This is a genomic window from Stanieria cyanosphaera PCC 7437 (genome assembly GCF_000317575.1).
Classification (GTDB): domain Bacteria; phylum Cyanobacteriota; class Cyanobacteriia; order Cyanobacteriales; family Xenococcaceae; genus Stanieria; species Stanieria cyanosphaera.
This window is the reverse complement of the sequence record NC_019748.1, coordinates 3,179,627-3,203,512: the sequence shown is the minus strand read 5'-3', so window position 1 is coordinate 3,203,512 and position 23,886 is coordinate 3,179,627. Positions and strand designations below refer to the sequence as shown.

23 protein-coding genes and 1 pseudogene are annotated in these 23,886 nt (G+C 34.8%); 8 read left to right on the top strand and 16 right to left on the bottom strand.

Going from position 1 to position 23,886, the window contains the following annotated elements:
* Positions 1 to 54: 54 nt before the first annotated feature.
* The 4 genes from STA7437_RS13770 to STA7437_RS13755 form a co-directional block, all read right to left on the bottom strand.
* Complete coding sequence (locus STA7437_RS13770) at positions 55 to 864, bottom strand: glycosyltransferase family 2 protein (protein WP_281169273.1); 810 nt, start codon at positions 862 to 864, stop codon at positions 55 to 57.
* Positions 865 to 995: 131 nt separating this feature from the next.
* Positions 996 to 1,898, bottom strand: coding sequence for a glycosyltransferase family 2 protein (locus STA7437_RS13765; RefSeq protein ID WP_015193999.1), 903 nt, complete (start codon positions 1,896 to 1,898; stop codon positions 996 to 998).
* On the bottom strand, positions 1,888 to 2,817 hold the full coding sequence (locus STA7437_RS13760; protein WP_015193998.1) for a glycosyltransferase family 2 protein: 930 nt from the start codon (positions 2,815 to 2,817) through the stop codon (positions 1,888 to 1,890). Before STA7437_RS13760 ends, STA7437_RS13765 begins: the two co-directional genes overlap by 11 nt.
* An 81-nt stretch (positions 2,818 to 2,898) precedes the next feature.
* On the bottom strand, positions 2,899 to 4,575 hold the full coding sequence (locus tag STA7437_RS13755; RefSeq protein ID WP_015193997.1) for a DUF3352 domain-containing protein: 1,677 nt from the start codon (positions 4,573 to 4,575) through the stop codon (positions 2,899 to 2,901).
* A 163-nt stretch (positions 4,576 to 4,738) separates the two neighbouring features.
* Between STA7437_RS13755 and STA7437_RS13750 the strand changes: the two genes are divergently transcribed.
* The 3 genes and pseudogenes from STA7437_RS13750 to STA7437_RS13740 all read left to right on the top strand — a co-directional run bounded on the left by STA7437_RS13750 (position 4,739) and on the right by STA7437_RS13740 (position 7,753).
* On the top strand, positions 4,739 to 5,089 hold the full coding sequence (locus STA7437_RS13750) for a rhodanese-like domain-containing protein (RefSeq protein ID WP_015193996.1): 351 nt from the start codon (positions 4,739 to 4,741) through the stop codon (positions 5,087 to 5,089).
* Between the two features lie 243 nt (positions 5,090 to 5,332).
* The gene (hrcA, locus tag STA7437_RS13745; RefSeq protein WP_015193995.1) at positions 5,333 to 6,415 is read left to right on the top strand and encodes a heat-inducible transcriptional repressor HrcA; all 1,083 of its coding nucleotides are present in this window, start codon (positions 5,333 to 5,335) and stop codon (positions 6,413 to 6,415) included.
* Between the two features lie 108 nt (positions 6,416 to 6,523).
* Positions 6,524 to 7,753 (top strand): annotated as a pseudogene (locus STA7437_RS13740) (RNA-guided endonuclease InsQ/TnpB family protein).
* A gap of 515 nt (positions 7,754 to 8,268) precedes the next feature.
* On the opposite strand, the gene STA7437_RS13735 reads toward STA7437_RS13740, so the two are convergent.
* On the bottom strand, positions 8,269 to 8,727 hold the full coding sequence (locus tag STA7437_RS13735) for a phosphate-starvation-inducible PsiE family protein (RefSeq protein ID WP_015193994.1): 459 nt from the start codon (positions 8,725 to 8,727) through the stop codon (positions 8,269 to 8,271).
* A 417-nt stretch (positions 8,728 to 9,144) separates the two neighbouring features.
* Between STA7437_RS13735 and STA7437_RS13730 the strand changes: the two genes are divergently transcribed.
* On the top strand, positions 9,145 to 10,080 hold the full coding sequence (locus tag STA7437_RS13730) for a LysR family transcriptional regulator (RefSeq protein WP_015193993.1): 936 nt from the start codon (positions 9,145 to 9,147) through the stop codon (positions 10,078 to 10,080).
* A gap of 121 nt (positions 10,081 to 10,201) precedes the next feature.
* Here STA7437_RS13730 and STA7437_RS13725 read toward each other — a convergent pair whose 3' ends face one another.
* On the bottom strand, positions 10,202 to 11,128 hold the full coding sequence (locus STA7437_RS13725) for a cation diffusion facilitator family transporter (protein WP_015193992.1): 927 nt from the start codon (positions 11,126 to 11,128) through the stop codon (positions 10,202 to 10,204).
* A 222-nt stretch (positions 11,129 to 11,350) separates the two neighbouring features.
* Between STA7437_RS13725 and STA7437_RS13720 the strand changes: the two genes are divergently transcribed.
* Both STA7437_RS13720 and STA7437_RS13715 read left to right on the top strand, forming a co-directional pair.
* Positions 11,351 to 11,701 (top strand): hypothetical protein, encoded by a 351-nt coding sequence (locus STA7437_RS13720; RefSeq protein ID WP_015193991.1) that lies wholly within the window; start codon positions 11,351 to 11,353, stop codon positions 11,699 to 11,701.
* A 50-nt stretch (positions 11,702 to 11,751) separates the two neighbouring features.
* Positions 11,752 to 12,138 carry a restriction endonuclease subunit S domain-containing protein gene (locus STA7437_RS13715; protein ID WP_015193990.1) on the top strand — a complete coding sequence of 129 codons (387 nt, stop codon included), beginning with the start codon at positions 11,752 to 11,754 and terminating at the stop codon, positions 12,136 to 12,138.
* A 152-nt stretch (positions 12,139 to 12,290) separates the two neighbouring features.
* Here the strand turns inward: STA7437_RS13715 and STA7437_RS13710 are convergent, their stop codons facing one another.
* The 3 genes from STA7437_RS13710 to STA7437_RS13700 all read right to left on the bottom strand — a co-directional run bounded on the left by STA7437_RS13710 (position 12,291) and on the right by STA7437_RS13700 (position 13,900).
* Entirely contained in the window at positions 12,291 to 12,539 is a 249-nt protein-coding gene (locus STA7437_RS13710) for a DUF4327 family protein (protein WP_015193989.1), read from the bottom strand.
* Positions 12,540 to 12,795: 256 nt separating this feature from the next.
* Positions 12,796 to 13,038 carry a DUF4327 family protein gene (locus STA7437_RS13705; protein WP_015193988.1) on the bottom strand — a complete coding sequence of 81 codons (243 nt, stop codon included), beginning with the start codon at positions 13,036 to 13,038 and terminating at the stop codon, positions 12,796 to 12,798.
* A gap of 163 nt (positions 13,039 to 13,201) precedes the next feature.
* Positions 13,202 to 13,900 (bottom strand): response regulator, encoded by a 699-nt coding sequence (locus tag STA7437_RS13700; protein WP_015193987.1) that lies wholly within the window; start codon positions 13,898 to 13,900, stop codon positions 13,202 to 13,204.
* A gap of 312 nt (positions 13,901 to 14,212) precedes the next feature.
* Between STA7437_RS13700 and STA7437_RS24930 the strand changes: the two genes are divergently transcribed.
* Positions 14,213 to 16,408 carry a methyl-accepting chemotaxis protein gene (locus STA7437_RS24930; RefSeq protein ID WP_015193986.1) on the top strand — a complete coding sequence of 732 codons (2,196 nt, stop codon included), beginning with the start codon at positions 14,213 to 14,215 and terminating at the stop codon, positions 16,406 to 16,408.
* 176 nt (positions 16,409 to 16,584) lie between these two features.
* On the opposite strand, the gene secG is transcribed toward STA7437_RS24930, so the two are convergent.
* The 6 genes from secG to STA7437_RS13665 form a co-directional block, all read right to left on the bottom strand.
* Complete coding sequence (secG, locus tag STA7437_RS13690; protein WP_015193985.1) at positions 16,585 to 16,815, bottom strand: preprotein translocase subunit SecG; 231 nt, start codon at positions 16,813 to 16,815, stop codon at positions 16,585 to 16,587.
* Positions 16,816 to 16,977: 162 nt separating this feature from the next.
* Positions 16,978 to 18,579, bottom strand: a complete 1,602-nt coding sequence (gene gpmI / locus STA7437_RS13685; protein WP_041620027.1) for a 2,3-bisphosphoglycerate-independent phosphoglycerate mutase — start codon at positions 18,577 to 18,579, stop codon at positions 16,978 to 16,980.
* 309 nt (positions 18,580 to 18,888) lie between these two features.
* Complete coding sequence (locus STA7437_RS13680; protein ID WP_015193983.1) at positions 18,889 to 19,341, bottom strand: cupin domain-containing protein; 453 nt, start codon at positions 19,339 to 19,341, stop codon at positions 18,889 to 18,891.
* Positions 19,342 to 19,586: 245 nt separating this feature from the next.
* Entirely contained in the window at positions 19,587 to 20,435 is an 849-nt protein-coding gene (folP, locus tag STA7437_RS13675) for a dihydropteroate synthase (RefSeq protein WP_015193982.1), read from the bottom strand.
* A 1-nt stretch (position 20,436) separates the two neighbouring features.
* Positions 20,437 to 21,204: a twin-arginine translocase subunit TatC gene (gene tatC / locus STA7437_RS13670; protein WP_015193981.1), complete on the bottom strand. Its 768-nt coding sequence runs from the start codon at positions 21,202 to 21,204 to the stop codon at positions 20,437 to 20,439.
* Between the two features lie 99 nt (positions 21,205 to 21,303).
* Positions 21,304 to 22,011, bottom strand: coding sequence for an MBL fold metallo-hydrolase (locus STA7437_RS13665; protein ID WP_015193980.1), 708 nt, complete (start codon positions 22,009 to 22,011; stop codon positions 21,304 to 21,306).
* 106 nt (positions 22,012 to 22,117) lie between these two features.
* Between STA7437_RS13665 and STA7437_RS13660 the strand changes: the two genes are divergently transcribed.
* Complete coding sequence (locus STA7437_RS13660; protein WP_015193979.1) at positions 22,118 to 23,602, top strand: site-2 protease family protein; 1,485 nt, start codon at positions 22,118 to 22,120, stop codon at positions 23,600 to 23,602.
* Between the two features lie 2 nt (positions 23,603 to 23,604).
* Here STA7437_RS13660 and STA7437_RS13655 read toward each other — a convergent pair whose 3' ends face one another.
* Positions 23,605 to 23,784, bottom strand: coding sequence for a hypothetical protein (locus STA7437_RS13655; protein ID WP_015193978.1), 180 nt, complete (start codon positions 23,782 to 23,784; stop codon positions 23,605 to 23,607).
* Positions 23,785 to 23,886: the final 102 nt, after the last annotated feature.

Below are 23,886 nucleotides of genomic sequence, written 5' to 3'. Positions count from 1 at the left end.
ATTTTACGAGAAAATTATAATTAGAAAATAATATTTTTTATATACTATAAAAAATTAACGTCTTTGACTAGCACATTTAGCTATTAATCGAAATAAACTCGGGGAAACTCCAAAAGCAATTAAGGTAGATAATTGAAAATTTCCTCTAAATATAAATTGCCTTAATTGTTCAGAAAAAATTTGTATATCTCCTGATTGATTTAGCCATTTACTCCCTAAAAGTAAAAGCTCATAAGCACGATACTCTAAACCTAAGTTTTGATATATTAAAAAATGTTTTTGAGCAATACGATACCAAGAAAGAGGAGTAACTTTACTGCTATTATTGCCTAAATATTTACGCCAAATATAAATAACGTCAGGAATTTGATAATAACTACATCCAGAAGCAAATGCTCTCATCCAAAATTCAACATCATGTAAATCTTTAATGCCAAAATCACAATCATAACCCCCTACTGATTGCCATAATGATTTACGTAATGGAGTTGTACCTAATAATTTCCAATTGGTACTTAAAGTAAATGGTTTAGCTTGGAGCATTGATTTTAAATTAATCTTACCAGGATTAATTATTTTTCCTTCAACTCCTGCCTGATATTGTTTTAAATAGCTTCCATAAACAAAACCTGCATCTGGATGCTTTTCAAAAGTTTGTAAAATCAAACTTAAAGAATTTTTAGGTAAAATATCATCTGCGTCAAGCGGTACTAAAATTTCTCCTTTTGCAGCTTCAAACCCATCATTTCTAGCTACTGACGTTCCTCCGTTGGTATCACGCCATAGTAATTGAATTTGAGTATTTTTCTGCAATTCTTTACATACATCAATAGTCGGTTGATGATGTGATCCGTCACAAACAATAATTATTTATAAAGCTGATAGTGGTTGATTCAGTATACTGTTTACTGCATCAAAAAGTAGCTTTCCTTCAGAATAACAAGTAATTACAACACTAATACAACTCATGATTAAAACTTATTAGTATATCAATACTACTTACAATTTTTAAATAAATAATTTCTCAATTGGAAAGGTAAAAATCTTAAACAAGTAATTACAATTAAAAAAAAATATTTTTTTGAAAACATAATTAAACCCCAGTAAGAATATGCTTCCCAATTAATACTTAACCATACTCGCCAACTTAATCCAGACTGAGGAATAAAAACTAGTTGAATTATTTTCCAAGCATTACCTTGTGCAATTAGCCAATTTTTTGGATATAAATGAGATTCTTGTTGTTTTTGGTTATAAACTAAACTTCTATTATCTACAAATATTTCAAAACCTGCTTTTTTAGCACGAATTAAATATAAAGAATCTCCTCCATAATGAGGTAATTTTTTTGGATTTGGATAGCCAATAGTGTCAACTACTAATCGAGGAATACAAACTAAATTACCACTAAGTAAATCACAAGTATTTATTGTGTTGAAAGGCAAATCAATAAATCGATAGCCTCGCCAGGTTTTTACTTTACCACCAAAAGCTAAAGCTGTCGTATTTTCTAATTCAATACCTTGACAGCCAACAATAGCTCTTTGATTTTCTCGTTCAACAAAACTAATTAAGTAAGTCAAAGTATTATGGGACAATATGCAATCATCATTTAGCCAAATAAAATGACTTGCGTTTTGTTGATACGCATATTTCATTCCTATATTAATTGCGCCCGTCCACCATAAATTACCATCACCTTTTAAAACAACTACACTCGGATATAAATCATTTATTGCTTCTGTAGTTCCATCACTAGAGCCATCATCTACAACTACTACTTGATATTTTTGTAGAGCGTTACAAATTTTAAGATTTTCTAAACAGGCAAGTGTGATTTGTTTACGATTATGTACGGGAATAATGATAAATAAATTTATTTTTCTATCATTGTTCATTTAATTTTTTTTTATAATTAGTAATTATTTTATTTTTACAAATCTTTAATTTTTTTAGAAAATATAAAGGCAAAATTAAACGCGCGATCGTAAATAAAAGTAAACGAAAATATCCTTGAATGAAAATAATAATTCCCATCCACCCATAAAAAGTTTGACTATAAAACCAATAAGCTGGAGGATACAAATTAGATTTAGGAGAGTTTATTATTTTCCAGTGTTCTTTCATTGGAATAGGATTAGATGACCAACCTTCAAAAAGAGGATTAAACTCACAAACGGCAATTGCACAACCTAAAACTTCTAATTGATAACCAGCTTTTTTCGCTTCCCAAGTATAGACTATATCTGCCAGACAATGAGGAAATTTCTCATTAGGGGGAAAATCAATTTTTTCAATAATTGAGCGTGGTAAACATACAAAATTACCACTCATACAGTCACACTTAATTACTTCTGTTTGAGGAGCATATAACAAATTTAAAGAAAGACCTTTTTTTCTTTGTCCTCCATAAGTAGGCATTTTTAACTCAGTTGTAGCATAACATTGTCCACTAACAATTTTGTTAGGAGACAAAGAACAAACTGAAACTAGAGATTGAATTGCACCTTTATTCGATAAAGTATCATCATTTAACCAAATAAAATACTCTGCACCTTGCTGGTAAGAATATTCCATCCCCTTTTTAATTGCACCTGTCCACCATAAATTACCATCGCCAGGAAGTACAATTACATCAGGATAAAGACAATTAATTGCTTCTGTAGTTCCATCAGTAGAACCATCATCAACCACTACTACGTGATATCGTTGTAAATCGCCACACTGATTCAGATTTTCCAGACACTTTAAGCTAATCTGTTTGCGATTATGGATGGGAATAATTATGTAGACTGGTTCTTTTACCGCTACATTCATAAATTTAGAAGTATAGTAATTGCGTTACTACTTCTTTAATACCCAGATCGTCAAGAAAATCGATCATAGGTAGAAAAATTTTTACGAAAAATCTAAATTAAAGTAAATCGTTGCGCGACGGATGCCATTTTCACTACCTAAACTAGTAATAGTAAGAGATTTTAAATGACTAAAGAAAGATTGGGCAGCCAATTCCACTACTCTAATAATTGGTAATTTTTGCTCAAAAATGGATTTTCCTGTTTCCCAATCAAGATAAACATAACCATCATTATTTGTTGGTAAGGATGCGATCGCTTTTTGCAAGTTTGGTTGTTCTAAGATCGAAGTATGATTGGGTTTGATCGCTTTGGTAATGGTTTCAACCGATCTAGCTAAGATTACATAGTCTTCTTGATTTGTGTGCGCACCTTTAACTTCGGCATTTAAACTAACTAATTGATTACGGGCAGAGGTTTTTAGTTTTGTCCATGCTGTAACTTGACTATTTTCAACCTCAAAATTACCGACATTCAAACCTTGATCTGACGCTAAACTATCTAATGTAGCGATCGCATTATCTGTATTAACAGTAGGAGTTTTTTCGGCAATCAATAACCAATCCAATTGATTAGCATCCAAATTGGGTACTAACGCTAAAGCATATTCACCTTGTATCCAACTAAAAATATCTTGGGCAAAATCGATTCCTAAAGGTGTTTGTAAACTAACCAAACTTTGATTGATAAATTGCGCCAAAGGACTATCTGGATCTAAACCATTGACAATTTGTTGCCAAAAATCATTTAAATCCACTCCTGCCACTGCCAAAATACTGTCATTCGGTAAATATTTTAAAGCTGTTACAGGTTCAGTTAAGGTAGGAATACGATCTTTTTCTCCTTCAATTCCAATCAAAGCTGTTTGCGCTACCAATCCTTGAGGATTCAAAGATAAAGTAACAGTAAGCATCTGTTCGATTTCAGGAGTTATGGGTGTCGCCGATTTCCCAACCCAAGCTGAAGCACCAGGAAGATTAAGATAAGCTAGTCCAATTCTCGGTTGTACAATTGTTTTTAAAGCATTTTGATAAGCAACAGCATGAGTAAGATTTAAATCTACTGCTTGAACACTATTAATCGCCTCTTCCAAAACTTGAGGATAATTAGCAAACAAAACAAAATCGCCAATTACAGCACTTGCCCAAACCTTGGGTTGCTGAAAATTCTGCTTTTGCCGTTGATAAATGAGATTAACACCTTGATACTGTTCAAATGCTAAATCAACTTTATTTGCGATCGCTTGTTGAGAATAAGATATTTGTAAAAACTCCTTAGCTAATTCTCTGTCCTTAGTTGCGATCGCCAAAAGATAACCAGGTTGTACACCATTAGCTTCATTGCGGTCATAATCCAATGATGTCACCGCAACTGTAACTTCTTCTCCTAACCAAGGTCGAAGATCTCGATTATAATCTAAACCCGTTTTTGCTAATAAGTTGTTTTTTAGTTCTTGCCATTCTTGATGAGACTGTCTACGTTGAGAAATAGGGACAGTTAATTGACTCAAAGATTCTAGTTTTTCTGGATTAGCAAGCAATGATACCATCACTGGAGCTTGTTTAGGAACAAATACTGCTGCTGAGGGATAAGTTATTACCCCACCTCCCAACAAATTCAACGGACTTTGAGAGAGAATCCAATACCAGCTAGTTACCGCAAGCAAACTAAACGTGACTGCAATGACTGCTAAAGTTAAAAATAAAAAACGGGATTTCATGGACTAACAGAACTCAAAATTAGCAAATATAGCTCCGATTGATCATATCAAGAATCTTGTAGCAGGAATCGGTAGATAATTTGTGCTTTGTTTATCAGCAACCTAGACTCAAAAATTTTGTAAATTAACAATTAATCAAACAAATATCAAATCATGGCAAGCAATGTACTACTACTCTTCTATTCCAGCAATTACTGTTGAAGAACTCGCCTTACAGTTAGCAGATCGAGATGAATCTTTACAATTAATCGATGTTCGAGAAGTTGAAGAAATAGAGATTGCTTCACTTGAAGGTTTTCAAGTTTTACCCTTAAGTCAGTTTGCCCAATGGGAAGAGTTAATTAAAACTCAATTTTCTCCCGAAGCAGAAACAATTGTCATGTGCCATCATGGTATGCGTTCTGCTCAAATGTGCCAATGGTTAATTAATCAGGGTTTTACTAACGTTAAAAATGTTACAGGAGGAATTGATGCTTATTCTCAAATGATCGATCCAACTATTTCTCGTTATTAAAAAATCGATTAATTTCATATTCTAGCTAGAAATCTGAAGGCAGGAGACAAAAGGCAGAAGGCAGTAAATCCTAATATATTACGTTTTTACTGATAACTGGTGTACAGACGCGATATATCGCGTCTCTGATATTACCACTACAATCGCATCTATTACTTTAGGAGATTTTCAGAAAACAACACAGAGGTTATACTTAACAAAAAATTTAGAATATATTCCTTAATAAAAACTATTTTTTCCTCGATGTCTCATCAATTTAATTTGAATGAAAGATCTCAGAATATACTTAAAGCTACGATTCAGCATTATATAGCTACGGCAGAACCAGTAGGCTCAAAAACGTTAGTAGAAGAATACGGCTTTAATATTAGTTCGGCGACCATTCGTAATATTATGGGCAGATTAGAAGAAGCTGGACTTTTATTTCAACCCCATACTTCTGCGGGGAGAATTCCTTCAGATTGGGGTTATCGAATCTATGTAGATCGCTTAATTAATCCTGATGAAATTTCGAGCAAACAACTAGAGCAATCTTTGCACCAAAAACTACAATGGGAAAGAGTAAGTTTTGAACACTTATTACAAAGAGCAACCAAAATTCTGGCTGCTTTGAGTGGTTATATTGCTTTAATTACTTTTCCTCAAAATCCGAGCGATAGTTTACGTCATCTTCAGCTAGTTTATTTGCCTTCAGGACAGATTATGCTGGTGATTGTGACTGATTCTTATCAAACTCAGTCAGTATTAGTAGAATCATCCTTATTAAACACCGAACAAGAACCCTTGGATGAAGAATTAATCGAAAGTGAATTACAAATACTGTCGAATTTTCTCAATCAAAAACTCAAAGGACAAACTTTGATGCAAATAACTTCTCTAGATTGGGACAAAATTGACCGTGAATTTGTTCAATATACTGGTTTTATCAAAATTATTGCTCAAGAGTTACATCGTTTAGTCAAGCCAAATAATTCTACACCGATAGTTATTCATGGTGTTGCGGAAGTTTTGCGCCAACCAGAATTTTCTCAACTGCAACAAGTACAAACACTATTGTATCTGTTGGAAGAAAAACAAGAACAACTTTTTCCTGTAATTTTTACCCTTCCTGAATTAGCTGGTAATTCTAAAAAAGTCAAAATCAAAATTGGTTCAGAAAATCCTCTCGAACCAATGCGGATCTGCACTTTAGTTGCAGCTAACTACTATCAGGATGATACCCCAGTGGGTAGCGTTGGTATAATTGGTCCAACCAGAATGCTTTATCAAAATGCGATCGCTCTAGTCGAAATCACTGCGGACTATCTTTCTGAGGCTCTTAGTTAGAAATGTGAGCGAAAATCCCCGTCTCCATTTATGGGACGGGATGGAGCGCGAACTAAACACTAACTGGTTTTCTGCTACAATAATTTATAACAAATTAAATTTACTCTAATGCTCAAGGTAGTCAAAGTAAGATTATATCCAGATACTCAACAGAAACAGCAGCTAGCTAAAGCTTTTGGTTCTTGTCGTTGGGTGTGGAATTATTTTCTTAACTTGATGAACGAAACCTATCAAGATACAGGTAAAGGTCTTTCTGGTTATGATATCAAAAAGATGTTACCCACTCTTAAGAAGCAAGAAGAAGAGGACAAGCCGTCTGAACTTGGTTCAGACGCTTGATATGTCCGCACAGCTTGGTTGTCTGAGACTTACTCAATGTGCTTACAACAAGTATGTTTGAACTTGGGCATAGCTTTCAATAATTTCTTTGAAAGACGTGCTATGTATCCTAGATTCAAATCTAAACACGGCAAGCAGTCTTTACAATATCCAAGCAACGTCAAGCTTCAAGAAGAGTATCTAATAGTTCCGAAAATAGGTTCGATTGTAGCTAGAGTACATAGACCAATCGAAGGGAAAATTAAAACTGTCACAATCAGTAAAAATCCTTCTGGTCAGTATTATGCTTCTATTTTGTTTGAGGACGGGTTAGAAAAACCTGCTCAATCTTCTGAAGGTAAAGCGATAGGGTTAGACCTTGGTTTAACACATTTTTGCATTACCAGCGAAGGAAGTAAGTTTAATCATCCTGGTTGGTTGAAAAAGCATGAGTTAAATCTTAAACGAAAACAACAACAACTATCTAGAAAACAAAAGGGTTCTAATAACCGCAATAAAGCTAGAATTAAAGTCGCGCGCATTCATAATAAAATATCTCGTTGTAGAGAAGACTTTCACCACAAGCTATCACGCAGGATAGTTAACGAAAATCAAGTTATTGGAGTAGAAAGTCTGGCAGTTAGTAACATGGTAAGAAACCGCAGCTTAGCAAAAGCTATCAGCCAAGTAGGTTGGGGTCAATTTTGTACCATATTGAAGTATAAAGCCGAAAACGAGGGCAAAGTGTATATAGAGGTTGACCGTTTCTTTGCCTCTAGTAAAACTTGCAATAATTGTCTATTTCAAGTAAGCGAGCTGAGTCTTGAAATAAGGTTTTGGGACTGTCCTAGCTGTAATAATAAAAACATAGATAGAGATGTAAATGCAGCTAGAAACATCAGAGATGAAGCACTGCGGATAATAAAGACCTTGGGAAGCGGGGATCAAGCCTGTCGCCAAACTGTAAGACGTAGTAATAGAGGACGAAAGAAATCTACTACTGCGCTTGTTTCTGGGTAGGAAGCCCTTATGCCTTTAGGCTCAGGGTACTTCACTAAGCTAATCAACATCTACTTTGCGGGTCGAGAAAAGGCCCGACCTTCTCGTAGGGCTGTTTCAATACTTTGATAAAATACAATCAACATCTTGATTTTTGTTAATTGTTGATTGAAGTGTACTTTATTAAAGTAATAACTGCTATATCTTTTACTAAAATGAAACGGTCTTGCCGTGCTTTCTCTTGAAATTGTCACTAGAGTTGATTAACTCCGCAAGACTAATTTTTTTATTATTAGTTTAATTTAGATTTAGCTCTACTGGTAAACTATAGCGTTTCTTATTCTCGTGAGGTAGATTAATACCCTGGTTTTTGTTAATTGTTGATTATTCATCCCTCATAATTAGTAATTACTAATTAGTAACTGACCACTGGTCAGGCGAAGCCTGTGCCTTCGGTATCACTGATAACTGTTAATAGTGTACTTCGTAGAGCGTGAGAACTGCTATTTTTTAAAGAAAAGTCTTTTAATTTACTATTAATTATTACTTTTTTTAATCAACCAATAACTAATAGAAAGACTCAAAATAGCTACTCCCAAAGCCATTAAATCTTCACTATTATATACTTTAAGATCGAATATAATAATTTTTCTGGCTACAGCAATTAAAGAAGTAACAATAACCAATTCTACTTGAACTATATGTTTTTTTAGATAAGCGGTAATATTTTCTAATAACTCTAAGGCAATCAAAATATTTAAAAATAATCCAAATAACTCAATCAAACCTTTATTATAAAATCCTAAAGGATCTTTCCAAATATCTTCAGCAAGAAAAAAAATTAAGTCAACTAAAGCTACAAAAATGACGACTAGTAAGGCAATGGACAGTACTTTAGAAATGACATTTTCCGACCAATGAATTAATTTGAGAAAACTCTCATCTTTTTTTAACTGTGTTACTAGGTTAATTATTTTCTTCCCTTGTCTAATCATATCTAGTGAGACTCGAACCTATAGTTTTGGTAGTTGCTGGTTAGAGAAAAGATTAGGTATAAATGTACAACTGCGAGAATTTGTTACTTCAAAAGGTAGTCGGCGTAGAGCTATTTAGAAGCTGAAACAATCCTTACTACCCAAGCTCTCGCAGAGTTTTTGACCGACTGAAAAAGGTTATACTGCTGATTTGAAATTTCAACCGCATACTTCCTATTGTGATGGAATACCATCTCCTCTCTGAACTATAGTAATATGTATATAGAAACAATCGAATATTAATTCCAAAAAAAATAGATTAAATACTATGCTTGAGTTTTACAGTAAATGATGAACAAGAGATTTCAGAGCTTTCTCAGTAGTACCTCGTCAAATTAGTATTTATTTACTAATAAAAAAACAAAGGAGATTTTAATTTTGATTCAGGCAACCTTACATCAGTTAAAAGTATTTGAAACAGTTGCTCGACATGGTAGCTTTACTCGTGCTGCTGAAGAATTATTTATTACTCAACCTACTGTTTCTAGTCAAGTCAAACAATTAACTAAGGCAGTAGGTTTGCCTTTATTTGAACAAATTGGCAAAAGTCTCTATTTGACTGATGCAGGAAAAGAGTTATTAGCAACTTGTCAAGATATTTTTGAAAGACTAGATAACTTTGAAATGAAAATAGCTGATTTAAAAGGTACTAAGCAAGGACAGTTAAGATTGGCAGTAATTACGACTGCTAAATATTTTGTACCGCGATTGTTGGGTTCTTTCTGTCAGCATTATCCAGGAATCGATGTCACTCTCAAAGTAACTAATCACCAAGAAATTCAAAGACGGATGTTAGAAAATGAGGATGATCTTTATATTGTTAGTAATCCTCCCGAAGATATCGATCTTCATAACAAACAATTTTTGGATAATCCTTTAGTCGTAGTAGCCAAAGCTGATCATCCCTTAAGTAAACAACATCATATTTCTATTGATGCCTTAAATGCTCAACCTTTTATTATGCGTGAAAAAGGTTCTGGTACAAGAGCAGCAGTTTTAAATTTATTTGCTAAATATAAAGTTTCAGTTAATGTTAGATTAGAGCTTGGTAGTAACGAAGCAATTAAACAAGCGATCGCTGGTGGTTTAGGTATTTCAGTTTTATCTGAACATTGTTTAATCTCAGAAGGAATGAGTGGAGAGTTAACTGTTCTTGATGTAGAGCATTTCCCAATCAAACGTAATTGGTATGTCTCTTATTTAGCAGGTAAAAAGCTATCTGTGATCGCTCAAACTTTTCTTGATTATCTACTTCAAGAAAGTCCTAAAATGTCTTTTCCTTCTTCTAGTCTTTTGGCTCAATTAGCAAAATAACTTAATCTAGAAATTCTTAATTAAATAAATGAATTTTTTGGTTAATTCCTGTGGAAAACTTGGTTAAATCTGTGGAAAAGTCAATTTTTTTGGGGAAAAAGATTTATAATGAAATATCAGTTTATAGTGATTGATTTTCAATCCCAAAGCTAATTTGATTTGATTGATAATTTGGTGGCTCGACATGAATTAAAACTCTAACGGGGTTAAAACGTTCTTGTAATCGAGTTTCAACTTTTTCAGTGATTTGATGAGCAGTTTCTACATCAGACGCATCGACTATTAGATGCATCTCGATAAAAACCTGTCTTCCCAACAATCCACGAGAAGCAATATCATGACAATTGATCACCCCAGGTACTTCCATGACAATGTGGTGAATTGCTTCAGGCGCGATCGCAATTTGATCTACTAGCCAAGGTAAGTTATCTTTTAAAACTGTCCAACCGCTATAAAAAACCAAGATTGCCACAGGAAAAGCTAAAATCACGTCTAACCATTGTAATTGAGGTAAATTCAAAGTCTTAGCTTGAGAAACTCCAAGCAAACCAGCTAATACTAATATAGTTACCCAAATATCACTCATGGTATGTTTGGCATCAGCAATTAAGATTGGACTGCCAATCCTTTTCCCTACGTTACGTTCATAAAAAGCGACAAAAATATTTATCCCTAAAACTATCAATAACAACCATAATTCAGCAATTGAGATTTGAATGGGAGTAATACCTATAAAAATGCGCTCTATTGAACCTTTAAGAATTTCAAAACAAGCAATACCTAAAAAAGCAGCAATACCTAAAGCACCAATTGCCTCAAACTTTTGATGTCCATAAGGATGCTCTCTATCTGGAATAGGAGACGAAAAACGATTAGTTACTAAACCTAAAACATTATTAAGGCTATCAGTGACGCTATGTAAAGCATCTGCTTGTAAACTAAGAGAACCCGTAGCAAAACCTACTACTGCTTTTAAACCCATTACAAATAAATTAAGTAACAAAGTAATCCAAAGAACTTGGCGAATTTTAGCACGATGATCTGGCATGACAATAATAAAATGAAACAAATTAATACTTTAAATCGTAAAATAAAAATCTTGTCAGCCTCGGTCAGCTAATAGTTTGATTTCTCTTTAATCAAAATAAATATGTTAATTTATTGAGATCTTTTTCAAAGATTGTCTTAGTTTGGCTGATTCTCTGGTAAATTTTGACGGTGAATCGATGAAATTTTTTAGCATTAACCTCAATTATTAAAATCTATGACAATGACACGATTAACACTCAATTTAATTCAGGGTTCGATCAGCTTTAGTTTTGATGGGGAAGCAGCTAAAAACTTACAACAAGAGATTACTATTTTAATGCAGAGTCTCAAAACAGTTGCCTCTCATGCTGCTGCTGGTAGCGGTGGTAAACCTCAACCTCAACCTTCAATGGAGTATCGTTACACTGGGGAAGTGTTTTTAGAAGTGTTTTGTAATCCTAATATTTATCCCAGTCCTTTTGCTGCTAAAGTCTTATTAACTGTTCGTGACGATCGCATTCGGCTCACCAGTGAAGCTGAATTGACTCAATTAATTGAAGATGTAAATCTGTATTTAGAACAACTAGGATAGATAAAATATTTTTGACTAGCTCCCTAGATTTCTGATTAATCTAAATCATCATGAACAACAATAATCTTTTTCAATTTGTGCAACAAGGCTTCCATGTAGCTGTAGGAGCAGCAACAGATTTATGTGAAACTTTTGCCGATCCTCAAAAACGCACTGAAACTATTTCTAATTTACAAACAGAGTTGAGCGAAAAAACTGGCAAATGGGCTGAAAAAGGTCAAATTACTGAACAAGAAGCTAGAAGAAACCTCGAAACCTTTCTTAGTCAACGTGGATGGCAAAAAACTGCAACAACTTCTCAAAGCACTACTGAAACCGTATCTAACCCCAGTCCAACTGACAATAAAGTTCAATCTGAATTACAAGAACTTACCGAACAAATTATAGCTCTGAGAAATGAACTAGAAAAGCTGCGTCAATCAGAAAAACCAAACTAATATCATGTTCTGTTGAATAATTATGTTATTGGTGGGTGAAGACAGGAGGCAGGAGAAAAAGACAAGTTAGAAGCAAGTAAATTTATTGAGACGGGTTAACGGACTTGATATAAATGATTAGGTAAAATTACTTTTCTTGCTAAACAGCCAGATTAATCATTGTCCCATCTTTCTGTACTTAATAGATCGCTAATGCGATCGCGTAAAAGATAGTCACATCTTTCCAATTCAGATTCTATCCCCAACCATTCACGAGCAGGTAAATACTGGCAAAGAGCGTAGAGAGGTTGGTTTTTTTTGATGATCCCCCTCTCTACCAGTTGCCTTACTTCATCTTTAATCGTCTCGATCGAATAGCGAAACGGTGAAGCCGAAGCCGTCAAAGTTGCATTAATACTCATAAGGGTTAAACCTATTAATCAAACACCCTAATATTAGATATTAAGGCAAAAGGGTTACCAATAAAATCTATATTTTTCCGTATTGTAAGTTACTTTTTGTCGCAATTTTGTAAATAAACAATAATATTTTTATGTTTTTTTAAATATTATTCCCTCCTAAAAAAAACCTGGGTGTCCAGGTTCTCTACGATTATGTTGATGTTATATTTGTTTAATAAAATTAATTTCCAAAACTTAATCTTCTGTTGTTTAAATATCAATCATTATCCCAGTCTTCGTAAGCAATTAATTCACCGATTGGATCTCTTAAAAGATAATCACACTTTTCTAATTCGCACTCAACACAAACCCATTCGCGCGCGGGAATATACTGACAAAGTACGTAAATAGGTTGTTGACGACTGATAATCCCTTGTTCTACCAACTGACGTGCTTCGTCTTTAATCATGTCGAGTGAGTAGTTAATAGAAGGGGATGGAGATAAGGTTGCAAGGCTCATGAATTGTCACCGGAATAATCTATGATTAGAAATTTAAAGCTCTTATCTATAACTATAGAACAAAAATCAAGAGAATTGCTAGAAATTTCGCTGTATCAAGCACTACAAATCTTAAAAAATATAGTAATATACTTAATCTTGCCTTCAGATAACAAATCAAAAATTAGTCCTCAAACTTATAACCAACACCAATCACAGTTTTAATAAAAGTAGGATGAGCAGCATCAGGTTCAATCTTTTTCCGTAAACGTCGGATATGAGTATCTACTACTCGTTCATCACCAAAAAAATCATTTCCCCATAATTGATCGATTAGTTGGGTACGACTCCAAACGCGACCTGGATAACTCATAAAAGTAGCGAGGAGATTAAATTCTAAAGTAGTTAAATCCAAAGTTTCTGAATTTTGATTCAGTTGCCGAGTTGCCAGATGCTGGTCTAAATCTAGGGTAAAATGCTTGCTTTGATAAATCTGAGATGTCGAATTACCATGACGCAAACTACGTCTTAATAAAGCTCTTACTCTAGCGACTAACTCTCTGGGACTAAAAGGTTTAACTAAATAATCATCTGCACCTGTAGAAAGACCAATAACGCGATCAATTTCCTCTCCTCTAGCAGTTAGCATCAAAATGTAAGGATCTTTGTGATGAGATTGTTGACGAATTCTAGTGCATAATTCCAAACCATCTAAACCAGGAAGCATTAAATCTAAAATAATTAAATCTGGTTGTTGCTGCTGAAACTTTTCTAACGCAACTAACCCATTGTGAGCAAGCTCGCAGGAAAAAGATTCTTGTTCTAAAGTTTGTTTAATTAGTTGAGCAATTTCTAGTTCGTCTTCCACCACAAGGATGTTCATGTTTTCAACAGTTAATTAGCGATCGCTCTTGGCAATTGCCAAGAGAATTTTTTTTAGCTTACGTGGGGTTATTTCTTTGAGTCAACCCCATGCAACACCGAAAGATACCGAAGTCTTATGATAGTTTGCTGAGTTTTTCGGGAATTATTAGCAGTGTAGACAGATACTTATGGTTATACTGCTTTATTTTAAAGGATAAAAAAAGATTGATAAAATTTCCCAAAAAAAAGCTAATATTTACTCTATCTTAGCAAAATCAACCCTTTTGAATTGTTTTAAATCTCTGTTGCTCTCAGTCTTAAAAGAAAATCTATGATTAGTCCTGTGCAAAAATCTTTGTTATCTAAACTGGTTATTTCTTTTTCGCTCTTGTCTTTAACTACAGTAGGTGTAGTTGCTTTAAATGCTTATTACCAAGCTAAACTAGCAATTGAAAAATCAGTTTTTGAGCGCTTGAGTGCTACAGCGTCAATTCAAGAGGAAGAAATCGACAATTGGTTCACAATTCAGCGTCAAGATGTTCTTTTATCGGCACAATTACCAGAAATAAGCAAACAAGCAGAATTATTATTTAAAAATCCTACTGCCAAAAATTCCAATCCAGAAACTCAGGTTGCTTATCAAAATCTGACTCAATATTTTAAAAATTTAACTAAAATCAAACCAAATTTACAAGAAATTTCTTTGCTTACTAATAATGGTCTGGTTGCTTTTTCTACTAATCAAAGTTTAGAAGGTAAATCTCAACCTCTAGATAATAATATTACTTATTTTAAAGCTGAAAAAACTAAAGTTAAGCCAATTTTCTACCAATCTCCTACCACAGGAAAATTTACAGTTACTTTAGCTACACCAATTTTTAATCAGGCAAAACAACGTATTGGTATTTTGGCAGTTAATCTTAATTTAGATACAATTAATTATTTTGTTGAAAAACAAACTCACTTAGGAGAAAGCGGAAAAACTTATTTAATCAGTCAATTAAATCAAAAAAATACTCTTGTTTCCGCAACTGCTTCAGAAAATAACCGATATTCTCAAGGTTTAACTAGCATTGCTATCGATGCTGCTATTGCTCAACAAGATGGTCAAGGATTGTATAAAAATCATGATGGCAAATCAGTTCTTGGTATTTATCGTTGGATTGATGAGCAAGATTTAGCTTTAGTAACAGAAATCGAGCAAAAAGAAGCTTTTGTCCCTGCTAGAATTATCGCTAGTCAAATTTTTATAATTAGCTTAGGTTCTTCAGTTTTATTATTATTAAGTGTTTATTGGTTTTCTCGTCGGATTACTTCACCGATTTTATCACTGACTCAAGCAGCCAAAGAGATAGCTAATGGAAATTTCAATTATCAAGCTTATGTCTCTAGTCAAGACGAAATTGGAGCTTTAGCAAGTTCTTTTAATCAAATGGCACGTCAATTACAAAATTATTTTGACAATTTGGAAACCAAAGTCGAACAACGAACTGCGGAACTTAACAAACTTTTAAACCAACAACAAATTGCTAAAGAACAACTCCAGCAACGAGTACAACAATTACAAGAACAATTGAAGCCAGTTAATCAAGGAGATTTAACCATCCGCGCTACCGTTACTGATGATGAACTAGGTTTACTAGCAAATTCTTATAACTCGATTATTGAAAATCTAGAAAAAATTGTTGCTCAAGTCAAAGCAGCGACACAAACTGTAGCAGAAACTACTAATCGTAATGAAAATGCGATCGCGAAATTAGCAACAGGAACTTCTTATCAAAAAGAAGAAATTTCATTCGTTCTCAATCGAATTGAAATGATGGTTAAATCAATGGATACATTAGCGAGTAGAGCAGCTAAAGCTGAAATCATTATTAAACAAACCAACGAAAAAGTTCAAAAAGGTGACCAAGCAATTAACGAAACAGTAGAGAGAATTTTAGCTTTAGGAGAAACTACTTCCGCCACCAAAGAACAAGTTAAACGATTGGGTAAAGCTTCTCGGAAAATTTCTAAAGCAGTTGAATTAATTCGTAAAATTGCCCTCCAAACCAACGTTTTAGCTGTTAACGCCTCTATTGAAGCAGCACGTGCAGGGGAAGAAGGTTTAGGTTTTAACGTGGTTGCTGATGAAGTACAATCTCTAGCATCACGCTCTGCTCAAACTGCTACCGATATCGAAGCATTAGTGTTAGAAATTCAAGCCGAAACTGATAAAGTTGTTAGAGCAATGGAAGAAAGTAGTAAGGAAGTACTAGCTGGAAGTCAATTAATGAAACAAACTCGTAGTTCTTTACAACAGTTGACTACTACTAGTGAAGAAGTTAATCAGTTAGTTGAAGCGATCGCTCTAGCACTAAGAGAACAATCTCAAACTAGTCAAACTGTTACGAAAACTATTCAACAAGTAGCAGCTATTGTTTCGGAAACTTCTTCTTCTGCTACCGATGTTTCTGGCTCATTTCAAGAACTTCTGTCTATTTCTCAGCAGTTACAAAACAGTGTTGGCAAGTTTAGAGTCAATTAATTTTGAAGCTTGATCTAGGATAATTACTGAATTATCCCTACTCAAATTATATTAAATCCAAAAAATAAAAAAAGACGCTAATTAATTCAATAGCGTCAATAATTTATCAAAAACAATCTTTAATTCTTGAATCTATAATTTTCAAAAAGAAATTAAACTACTAGTTTTTTAATTAATTAACCTAACCAACCAGCACTCAAAACGATAGTTAAGGCAATAAAAGTAAGACTTAATGCCCAAGTAATACGGTTTAAAGTTTTTTCTGCACTTTTAGTACTGGTAAACAATTGTGCTTGTCCACCAATACCTCCTAAACCATCGCCTTTAGGAGAGTGAAGTAAAACAAGTACTACTAATAAACTTGCAGAAACTAACCAAATAATTTCAACTAAGCGATCTACTTGCATAATAAGATTTTAAATTTTACTCTTAATAAATTAACTGTTAGTTATTGTAAGCTAGTAAGGCTCTGATTTGATGACAGAACCGAGGAAAAAAGGATAGTTTTAGTTAACAGCTAAGTTCGTCTAAGTTTATCCCTAATCCTCAACAATAATTAGCTTTAGTTTTTACAAAGAAATCCGCACTGGAGTACGATTTTGTTTAACTTGATATTCTGCCGATTCAATCAAAGAGCGACCAGTCATTTCTTTTGGTTGAGGTAATTGTAAAATCTCTAGAATTGTCGGTGCAATATCAGCTAATTTTCCATCTGTTCTTAACGGTACTTCTGCGCCGTGTCCTGGAATTTTACGTTTTTCTCCTTCTATCAGAATAAAAGGTACAGGATTGGTAGTATGAGCCGTCCAGGGATTACCTGCTTCGTCTCTCATATATTCGGCATTACCATGATCTGCAGTAATCAGGATTGTACCACCTACTTTAATCGTGCTTTCAAACACTCTTCCCAAACATCGGTCTACAGTTTCGATCGCTTCAACTGCTGCATTTAGATTACCTGTATGTCCTACCATATCAGGATTGGCATAGTTAACTACAATTAGAGAATAAATTTCTTTCTCAATTGCTTGACAAACAGCATCAGTTACTAAATCTGCTGACATAGCTGGTGCTTGATCGTAGGTAGACACCATTGGACTTTGAATTAATTCTCTCTCTTCACCTTCAAAAGGTATTTCTAAACCTCCATTGAAAAAATAGGTTACATGAGGATATTTTTCCGTTTCTGCGGTACGAAACTGTTTTAATCCATGATTGGCAATCACTTCACCCAAAATATTAGTGAGGTTTTGAGGTTTAAAAGCTACTTCTACTGATAAGTTGGGGTCATACTGAGTAAAAGTTGCAAAACTAAGAGGTTGAATCAATAATTCCCGTTCAAAACCATTAAAATCAGGCTGTACAAACGCATAGGTTAGTTGTCTAGCTCGGTCTGGACGGAAATTATAAAAAATTATTCCATCTCCTGATTCTACTGCTCCAGGAGCAATTCTAGTTGGGGGAATAAATTCGTCTGTAATGTCTTGAGCGTAAAAACTTTTTAATACTTCTGTAGCTGAACGGTCGTCGATCTGATCATCTTGAGTCATTACGTCATAAGCTTTTTTGACTCTATCCCAACGGCGGTCGCGATCCATCGCAAAGTAACGACCACTAACCGTGACAATCTTTCCGATCCCAAGTTTATCAAGATAAGCTTGAATTGTACCAATGACGTTGATTCCTTCGGTGGTGTTAGTGTCTCGACCATCGGTGATTGCATGAACACAAACATCTGCGATCGCATTTAATTTGGCTAAATCTAATAGTCCCAATAAATGATCGAGATGGGAATGTACGCCTCCTTCGGAGCATAAACCAATTAGGTGTAACTTGCCTCCCCGAGAACGAACCTGTTCACAGATTTTAACTAAAACTGAATTGCTAAACAGCGATCCATCTTCTACTGCATCTGAGATCCTCACTAGCTCTTGAGGAACAATTCTTCCTGCTCCTAGATTAAGGTGTCCGACTTCAGAATTACCCATTTGACCATCTGGCAAACCTACATCTTTACCCGAAGTACGAATTAGCGTACTGGGATAAGCTGCTTGTAAGCTGCTGAATATTGGCGTTTGAGCCGTGGCAATGGCGTTTGCTTCCTTGGACTCGCGATAACCCCAACCATCTAGGATCGCTAGCACCACTGGAGCTACAGGTGCTTGAACCATCATTAACTGCCCTATATATTAATTGCTACGCACATTGATAATAGCATCGAGACTGAGTTTTGTTCGAGTATCTTTGTTTTGATTTTTGTTTTTTCGGGTCGCTTTAGCGTCAATGAATTAATTTTTGCAGTTGGTTAGGTTGCTGTTTTATCTTTTCTGGAGGTTATTTGAAGGCAGTTATCTAGAATCAGGAAAAATTTTTAGCTTAGATTTTTTTTCAACTTTTAATAACATCCCTAGTATCTTTTACCTAGACAATCAAGTCTAGTATTTTTAAGGTTTATTTAATCTCAAGTCTCAATTAGATTTTCAACAAGGAATTAAAGAGTCTATGCGAGTAATGACTTGTAAGTCTTGTTCGTCTAATTCCGTTGGCATACCACTTAGAATTAGTTCAGAAAAATCTTCGTTCGGTACCATCATACAAAGGGCATATAATCTTTCAGTACCTGTGTTTTTAATAAAATGTATTCCTGTTTTGGGCATTAAAATACTATCCCCTGGGTTTAAGGGAACTTCTTTGCCATCACAAACTGCAATTCCTTGCCCTTTTAAGATAAAAAACATTTCTACGGCAAAATTATGGCGGTGGGGAGGTGTTTTTCCTCCAGGATCGAAGATTTCTACACAAACAGTCAAAGAATCGCCTGCGCTCGTTGAATCAAAAATAATTGCTAGGCGATTGGTATCATCAGGACTAATGCGATAAGCTCGATAGTCTTTGGGAGTTTTAATAACTGGGATCATGCAACGTTGATTCATTGTTCTAGTTTGAATTTTGTTTCAATCCCGACTTTGATGTTAAATTCTTAGATAATTAAATCTAAATTACTTGATTTTATTTTTAAGATAAAACAGTTTTTATTTTTTAAGTAATCCCTCAATTAAATTTAATTTTTGAGAACTAGATTTTTAAGTAAACTTTTGTTCCTTTAAATTGCATATTCAATCTCTGCTTCTGCCTTCTGCATTTTCTCAACCAGGAAATTAGATGGGTAACAGCTTATTTAATTCCGCCAAATTTGGTCAGCAACACGACAAACATCGTACATTTCAGCTACATCGTGAACCCTCAAAATATCTGCACCTTGGGCAATGGCAGCACAACAAGCAGTAGCAGTTCCCCATACTCTTGCTTGAGGATTTTTTTGGTTAAGAATATGACCAATAAAACTTTTACGAGAAACTCCTACTAAAATTGGTACATTTAAAGTTTGAAATTGGGATAAGTTTTGTAATATTTTGATATTTTGAGCATAAGTTTTGGCAAAACCAATTCCAGGATCGATAATGATTTGAGTATGAGATATTCCTGCTGCGATCGCTTTATCGATTTGATTGTCAAGAAACCTGGACATTTCTCCGAGTAAATCTTGATAATCGGTTAACTGCTGCATAGTTTTAGGAGTTCCCCGCAGATGCATCAAAATAATGGGAACGTTTAACTGAGCTACAGTAGCAAACATTTCTCGATCAAAAGTACCGCCAGAAATATCATTAACCAGATCTGCGCCTGCTGTAATGGCTACTTGAGCTACGGCTGCTCTGGTAGTGTCAATGGAAATAGGAATAGAAGTTATTTGACGCAGTTGTTTAATAACAGGAATAACTCGATTTAATTCTTGATCTAAAGTAATTTCTTCTGCACCTGGACGGGTAGATTGACCGCCAATATCAATCAGATCTGCGCCTTGGGCAATCATTTGTTGTGCTTGAGTCAGCGCAGATTCTAAATTATTAAATTGTCCTCCATCACTAAAACTATCGGGAGTAACATTAAGAATTCCCATCAAATAGGTTTTTTCTCCCCAATTAAAGCGATGTTCTCGGATTTGGAGTGGTTTTAGTTGATTCATTTTATTTGCCAATTAATTTCACCAAACCAATGCCACTAAAATAAAGCCCTAAAACTGCGCCAGCTAAAAGAGACTGGGTTAGTGGATCTGTAGAAGGAGTCAAAACTGCTCCCATTACCACTGCACCTAAAACTACCAAACGCCAGCCAGCCAGCATCTGTTTGGCAGAAACAATGCCTAAAAATCCTAAAATTAATTGAATAATAGGAATTTGAAAGGCTAAACCAGTACTAAACATCAATAACAAAACGAATTCAAAATAGCGGTCAATTGACCAAGCTTGTTCGACCACATCCCCGCCATAATTGATGAAAAAGTTCAGTGCAGCAGGAATTAAAGCGATATAAGCAAAACCCAATCCCGCAAAAAAGAGGATACTTGAACCAAAAACCACAGGACCAAGTAAACGACGTTCGCGACGAGTCAAACCTGGTAAAACAAATTGAATAATCTGATAAAGAATAAAAGGACTTGAGACGAGGATACCAGTGTAACCAGCAACTTTAATCGAGACAAAAAAGAATTCACCTGGAGCTAGTTGCAGAAATTTCACTCCTTGAGCAGGAACTTCTAAAAGTTGAACGATAGGTTTAACAAAAATAAAACAGCCAATTGCGCCTACTGCCACCGCAATGAGAGCGTAGAAAATGCGCATTCTTAACTCTTCAAGATGATCGAAGAGAGACATTTCTACTTCATCAGGCAGTTCATCTAAATAAGCGTCTTGGTCTGTTTCTGTGTTGGGGGTTTCTAGATTGGTTGATGACATAGACGAGTGAGGCAAGAAAAATAGATAGTTGTTTAACTATCTTAAGAATTTAGGCTGATCCTAAACAAGAATATGATTGCTCGCAAATAATTAATTTAATTAAGTGTTATCCCAAGTTGTTACAGATTTTAAAGCTACTAAATCCAATTCAGTTAAACGCTGATAAGCATGATCTACGAAACCTTTGCCTCGCAAAAATCCCGTATTAGCACCAGGACAGATATAATTAAGATTATCTGAAGAAAAGCGATCGCGTAAGGTTTGGATACTTTTTAACTGTCTCCACCAATGAAAGGTTTTAGCTGTACGTAGAGGTACAATTGCTCCAGTTGCATCTGGTAATAAATGTCTTCCAGAAAACAATACTCCCTGATTTTCTTGCCAATAAAGACAAGTTGAACCAGGAGAATGTCCAGGAGTCCAAATTAACTCAAAGCTAGGACTTAAATTGAGATTTGTGGCAAAAGACTGAATTTTAATTTCTGGTAATAAATAAGCCTCTTGTTCTTGAATTATTACTTCACAATTTAATGCCTGTTGGATTTGACCAACTCCTTTGCCAATGCCTCCTCTGTGAGAGATAACCAGCCAGCTAACTCCACCATGCGTTAAAATAAACTCTTGATTGATTTCGTTCCAAGTGGGACAATCCAAGAGAATATTGCCAGTTTTATCTACAATAAAATAGGCAGTAGCTCCTAAAGTATCCCGATTAGGTGAAAAAGCAAATACTCCTGGCAAAACAGAGCGGGGAGTTTTAACAGTGGTTGTAGTAGATAAAGTAATTTCTCTAGGATTTTCGGGCATTCTAAAATTGTGGTACTTAGGAATCTGTATTGAAAATTGGTAAAACGTTACCTCGATTTGAAATCTTAAACGCTATAGTCTCCAGCAGCAGTTCGGAATAACTGAAATGAAACTTTGGTTAATTGTAATTTTAATTGTACTGAGTTTAATCACTTACTTTCTCGTTCAACGGAATGTAAAAAATATTACTACAACACCAGTCTGGTTATGTTGGCTAGTCATGATGTTTCCTGCCTTTATTTGGACTGCTTGGACTTATTTTGCTGGCGAGAATCAACCGATCCCGATTGTTTTAGTAGTTATACCTTTTGTTGCTTGTCCAATTTTATATGGCTGGCTGATTCAGAGAGGTAGACCAAAAGAAGAAACTGCTCACGAAAATTTGGATTCCGAACTCAATTCAACTACACCTGAGCCTCCTCAAAAAATATCACCTGTTCGACCTATTAATCAAGTCGAAGAAACTGCTTTACGCAACTGTTTTCCTTGGAATGTTTATTATCTTCAGCATATTGATTATCGTCCGCAAGCAATTTTGTGTCGAGGCAAATTAAAGACTATTCCTGAAGAAGCCTATGAGAAAATTAAACTTAATATTGAACAGGTTTTTGGCGATCGCTTTTTTTTGATTTTTCAAGAAAGTTTTCGCGGTCAACCTTTTTTCGCTCTTGTGCCTAATCCTCAAGCTAGTTCAAGTTTACCCCAGAGCGATCGCTCTTCGGTAACTAGACCAGATTTAGCTTTGGGATTATTATTGATTACTTTATTAACAACTACGATTGTTGGCATAGAATTTAAGGGAATTTCACCAGAACAATTTCAGAATAACCCTAATTTATTTTGGCAAGGATTACCTTATAGTTTGACCTTGATAACCATTTTGGGAATTCATGAATTAGGTCATTATTTTGCTGCTTCTTACTATCGGATTCGCGCCACTTTACCTTATTTTATTCCTTTTCCATTTTTTCTGGGTACACTCGGTGCTTTTGTGCAGAGAAAAGAGCCAATTCCTAATCGTCAAGCTTTATTTGATATTGCGATCGCAGGGCCGATTGCTGGTTTTGTAGTTACCATCCCAACTTTATGGTGGGGATTGTCTCAATCACAAGTAGTTCCTCTTTCTGAAACCAATGTTTTTAATTTTGAGGCTTTAAATCCACGTTTTTCTTTTTTATTCGCTATTCTCAGTAAAATAGCTCTTGGCAATCAATTAGAACCAGGAATGGGAATCGCGCTTCATCCAGTAGCGATCGCAGGCTATATTGGCTTGTTAATAGTTGCCTTAAAATTAATGCCTGTTGGACAATTAGATGGTGGACATATTGTTCATGCTGTGTTTGGGCAAAAAACTGCCGTTGCGATCGGTCAAATAACTCGTATTTTAGCTGTTTTATTTGCTTTAGCTAATAATTATTTTTGGATTTGGGCGATTATTTTATGGTTAATTCCCCTACTAGATCAACCAGCCTTAAATGATGTTACTGATTTAAATAATGGTCGAGATTTTTTAGGATTATTAGCTTTAGGTTTATTAGTAATTATTTTGTTGCCTTTACCAATAACTATAGCTGAATGGTTAAATATTTAAAGTTAATGATTAATTGTTTGATAAACCAGGTTTTGAATGGTGGTTTTGCTGGTTATGTTTGGCTTAACTTGCTCGTTGGCATAGTTACAAGCATGGGCAAAAGCTTTCAGTGTCGCTTCAATTTCTTGAGCAACATCTTTGTCGGGTTTGAGTTGGCAAACAATAGTCAGTACTTGTTTCATAGGGAAGATTATATCACCTATGAAACCAAACAGGAGGAGGGCTGAAGCCTCGGACTCTTCTTCACCCCTTTAAAACAGGCGTGCTTCCGAGGGCTAAAGCCT

What these genes read in the sequence shown, in the direction of transcription:
- STA7437_RS13720 (WP_015193991.1), top strand. Translation starts at nt 11,351, where the DNA reads ATGACACGATTAACACTCAATTTAATTCAGGGTTCGATCAGCTTTAGT.
- STA7437_RS13725 (WP_015193992.1), bottom strand. Translation starts at nt 11,128, where the DNA reads ATGCCAGATCATCGTGCTAAAATTCGCCAAGTTCTTTGGATTACTTTG.
- STA7437_RS13705 (WP_015193988.1), bottom strand. Translation starts at nt 13,038, where the DNA reads ATGAGCCTTGCAACCTTATCTCCATCCCCTTCTATTAACTACTCACTC.
- gpmI (WP_041620027.1), bottom strand. Translation starts at nt 18,579, where the DNA reads ATGGTTCAAGCACCTGTAGCTCCAGTGGTGCTAGCGATCCTAGATGGT.
- tatC (WP_015193981.1), bottom strand. Translation starts at nt 21,204, where the DNA reads ATGTCATCAACCAATCTAGAAACCCCCAACACAGAAACAGACCAAGAC.
- STA7437_RS13750 (WP_015193996.1), top strand. Translation starts at nt 4,739, where the DNA reads ATGTACTACTACTCTTCTATTCCAGCAATTACTGTTGAAGAACTCGCC.
- STA7437_RS13715 (WP_015193990.1), top strand. Translation starts at nt 11,752, where the DNA reads ATGAACAACAATAATCTTTTTCAATTTGTGCAACAAGGCTTCCATGTA.
- STA7437_RS13760 (WP_015193998.1), bottom strand. Translation starts at nt 2,817, where the DNA reads ATGAATGTAGCGGTAAAAGAACCAGTCTACATAATTATTCCCATCCAT.
- STA7437_RS13655 (WP_015193978.1), bottom strand. Translation starts at nt 23,784, where the DNA reads ATGAAACAAGTACTGACTATTGTTTGCCAACTCAAACCCGACAAAGAT.
- STA7437_RS13755 (WP_015193997.1), bottom strand. Translation starts at nt 4,575, where the DNA reads ATGAAATCCCGTTTTTTATTTTTAACTTTAGCAGTCATTGCAGTCACG.
- STA7437_RS13660 (WP_015193979.1), top strand. Translation starts at nt 22,118, where the DNA reads ATGAAACTTTGGTTAATTGTAATTTTAATTGTACTGAGTTTAATCACT.
- STA7437_RS13735 (WP_015193994.1), bottom strand. Translation starts at nt 8,727, where the DNA reads ATGATTAGACAAGGGAAGAAAATAATTAACCTAGTAACACAGTTAAAA.
- STA7437_RS13700 (WP_015193987.1), bottom strand. Translation starts at nt 13,900, where the DNA reads ATGAACATCCTTGTGGTGGAAGACGAACTAGAAATTGCTCAACTAATT.
- secG (WP_015193985.1), bottom strand. Translation starts at nt 16,815, where the DNA reads ATGCAAGTAGATCGCTTAGTTGAAATTATTTGGTTAGTTTCTGCAAGT.
- STA7437_RS24930 (WP_015193986.1), top strand. Translation starts at nt 14,213, where the DNA reads ATGATTAGTCCTGTGCAAAAATCTTTGTTATCTAAACTGGTTATTTCT.
- STA7437_RS13680 (WP_015193983.1), bottom strand. Translation starts at nt 19,341, where the DNA reads ATGAATCAACGTTGCATGATCCCAGTTATTAAAACTCCCAAAGACTAT.
- hrcA (WP_015193995.1), top strand. Translation starts at nt 5,333, where the DNA reads ATGTCTCATCAATTTAATTTGAATGAAAGATCTCAGAATATACTTAAA.
- STA7437_RS13710 (WP_015193989.1), bottom strand. Translation starts at nt 12,539, where the DNA reads ATGAGTATTAATGCAACTTTGACGGCTTCGGCTTCACCGTTTCGCTAT.
- STA7437_RS13765 (WP_015193999.1), bottom strand. Translation starts at nt 1,898, where the DNA reads ATGAACAATGATAGAAAAATAAATTTATTTATCATTATTCCCGTACAT.
- folP (WP_015193982.1), bottom strand. Translation starts at nt 20,435, where the DNA reads ATGAATCAACTAAAACCACTCCAAATCCGAGAACATCGCTTTAATTGG.
- STA7437_RS13665 (WP_015193980.1), bottom strand. Translation starts at nt 22,011, where the DNA reads ATGCCCGAAAATCCTAGAGAAATTACTTTATCTACTACAACCACTGTT.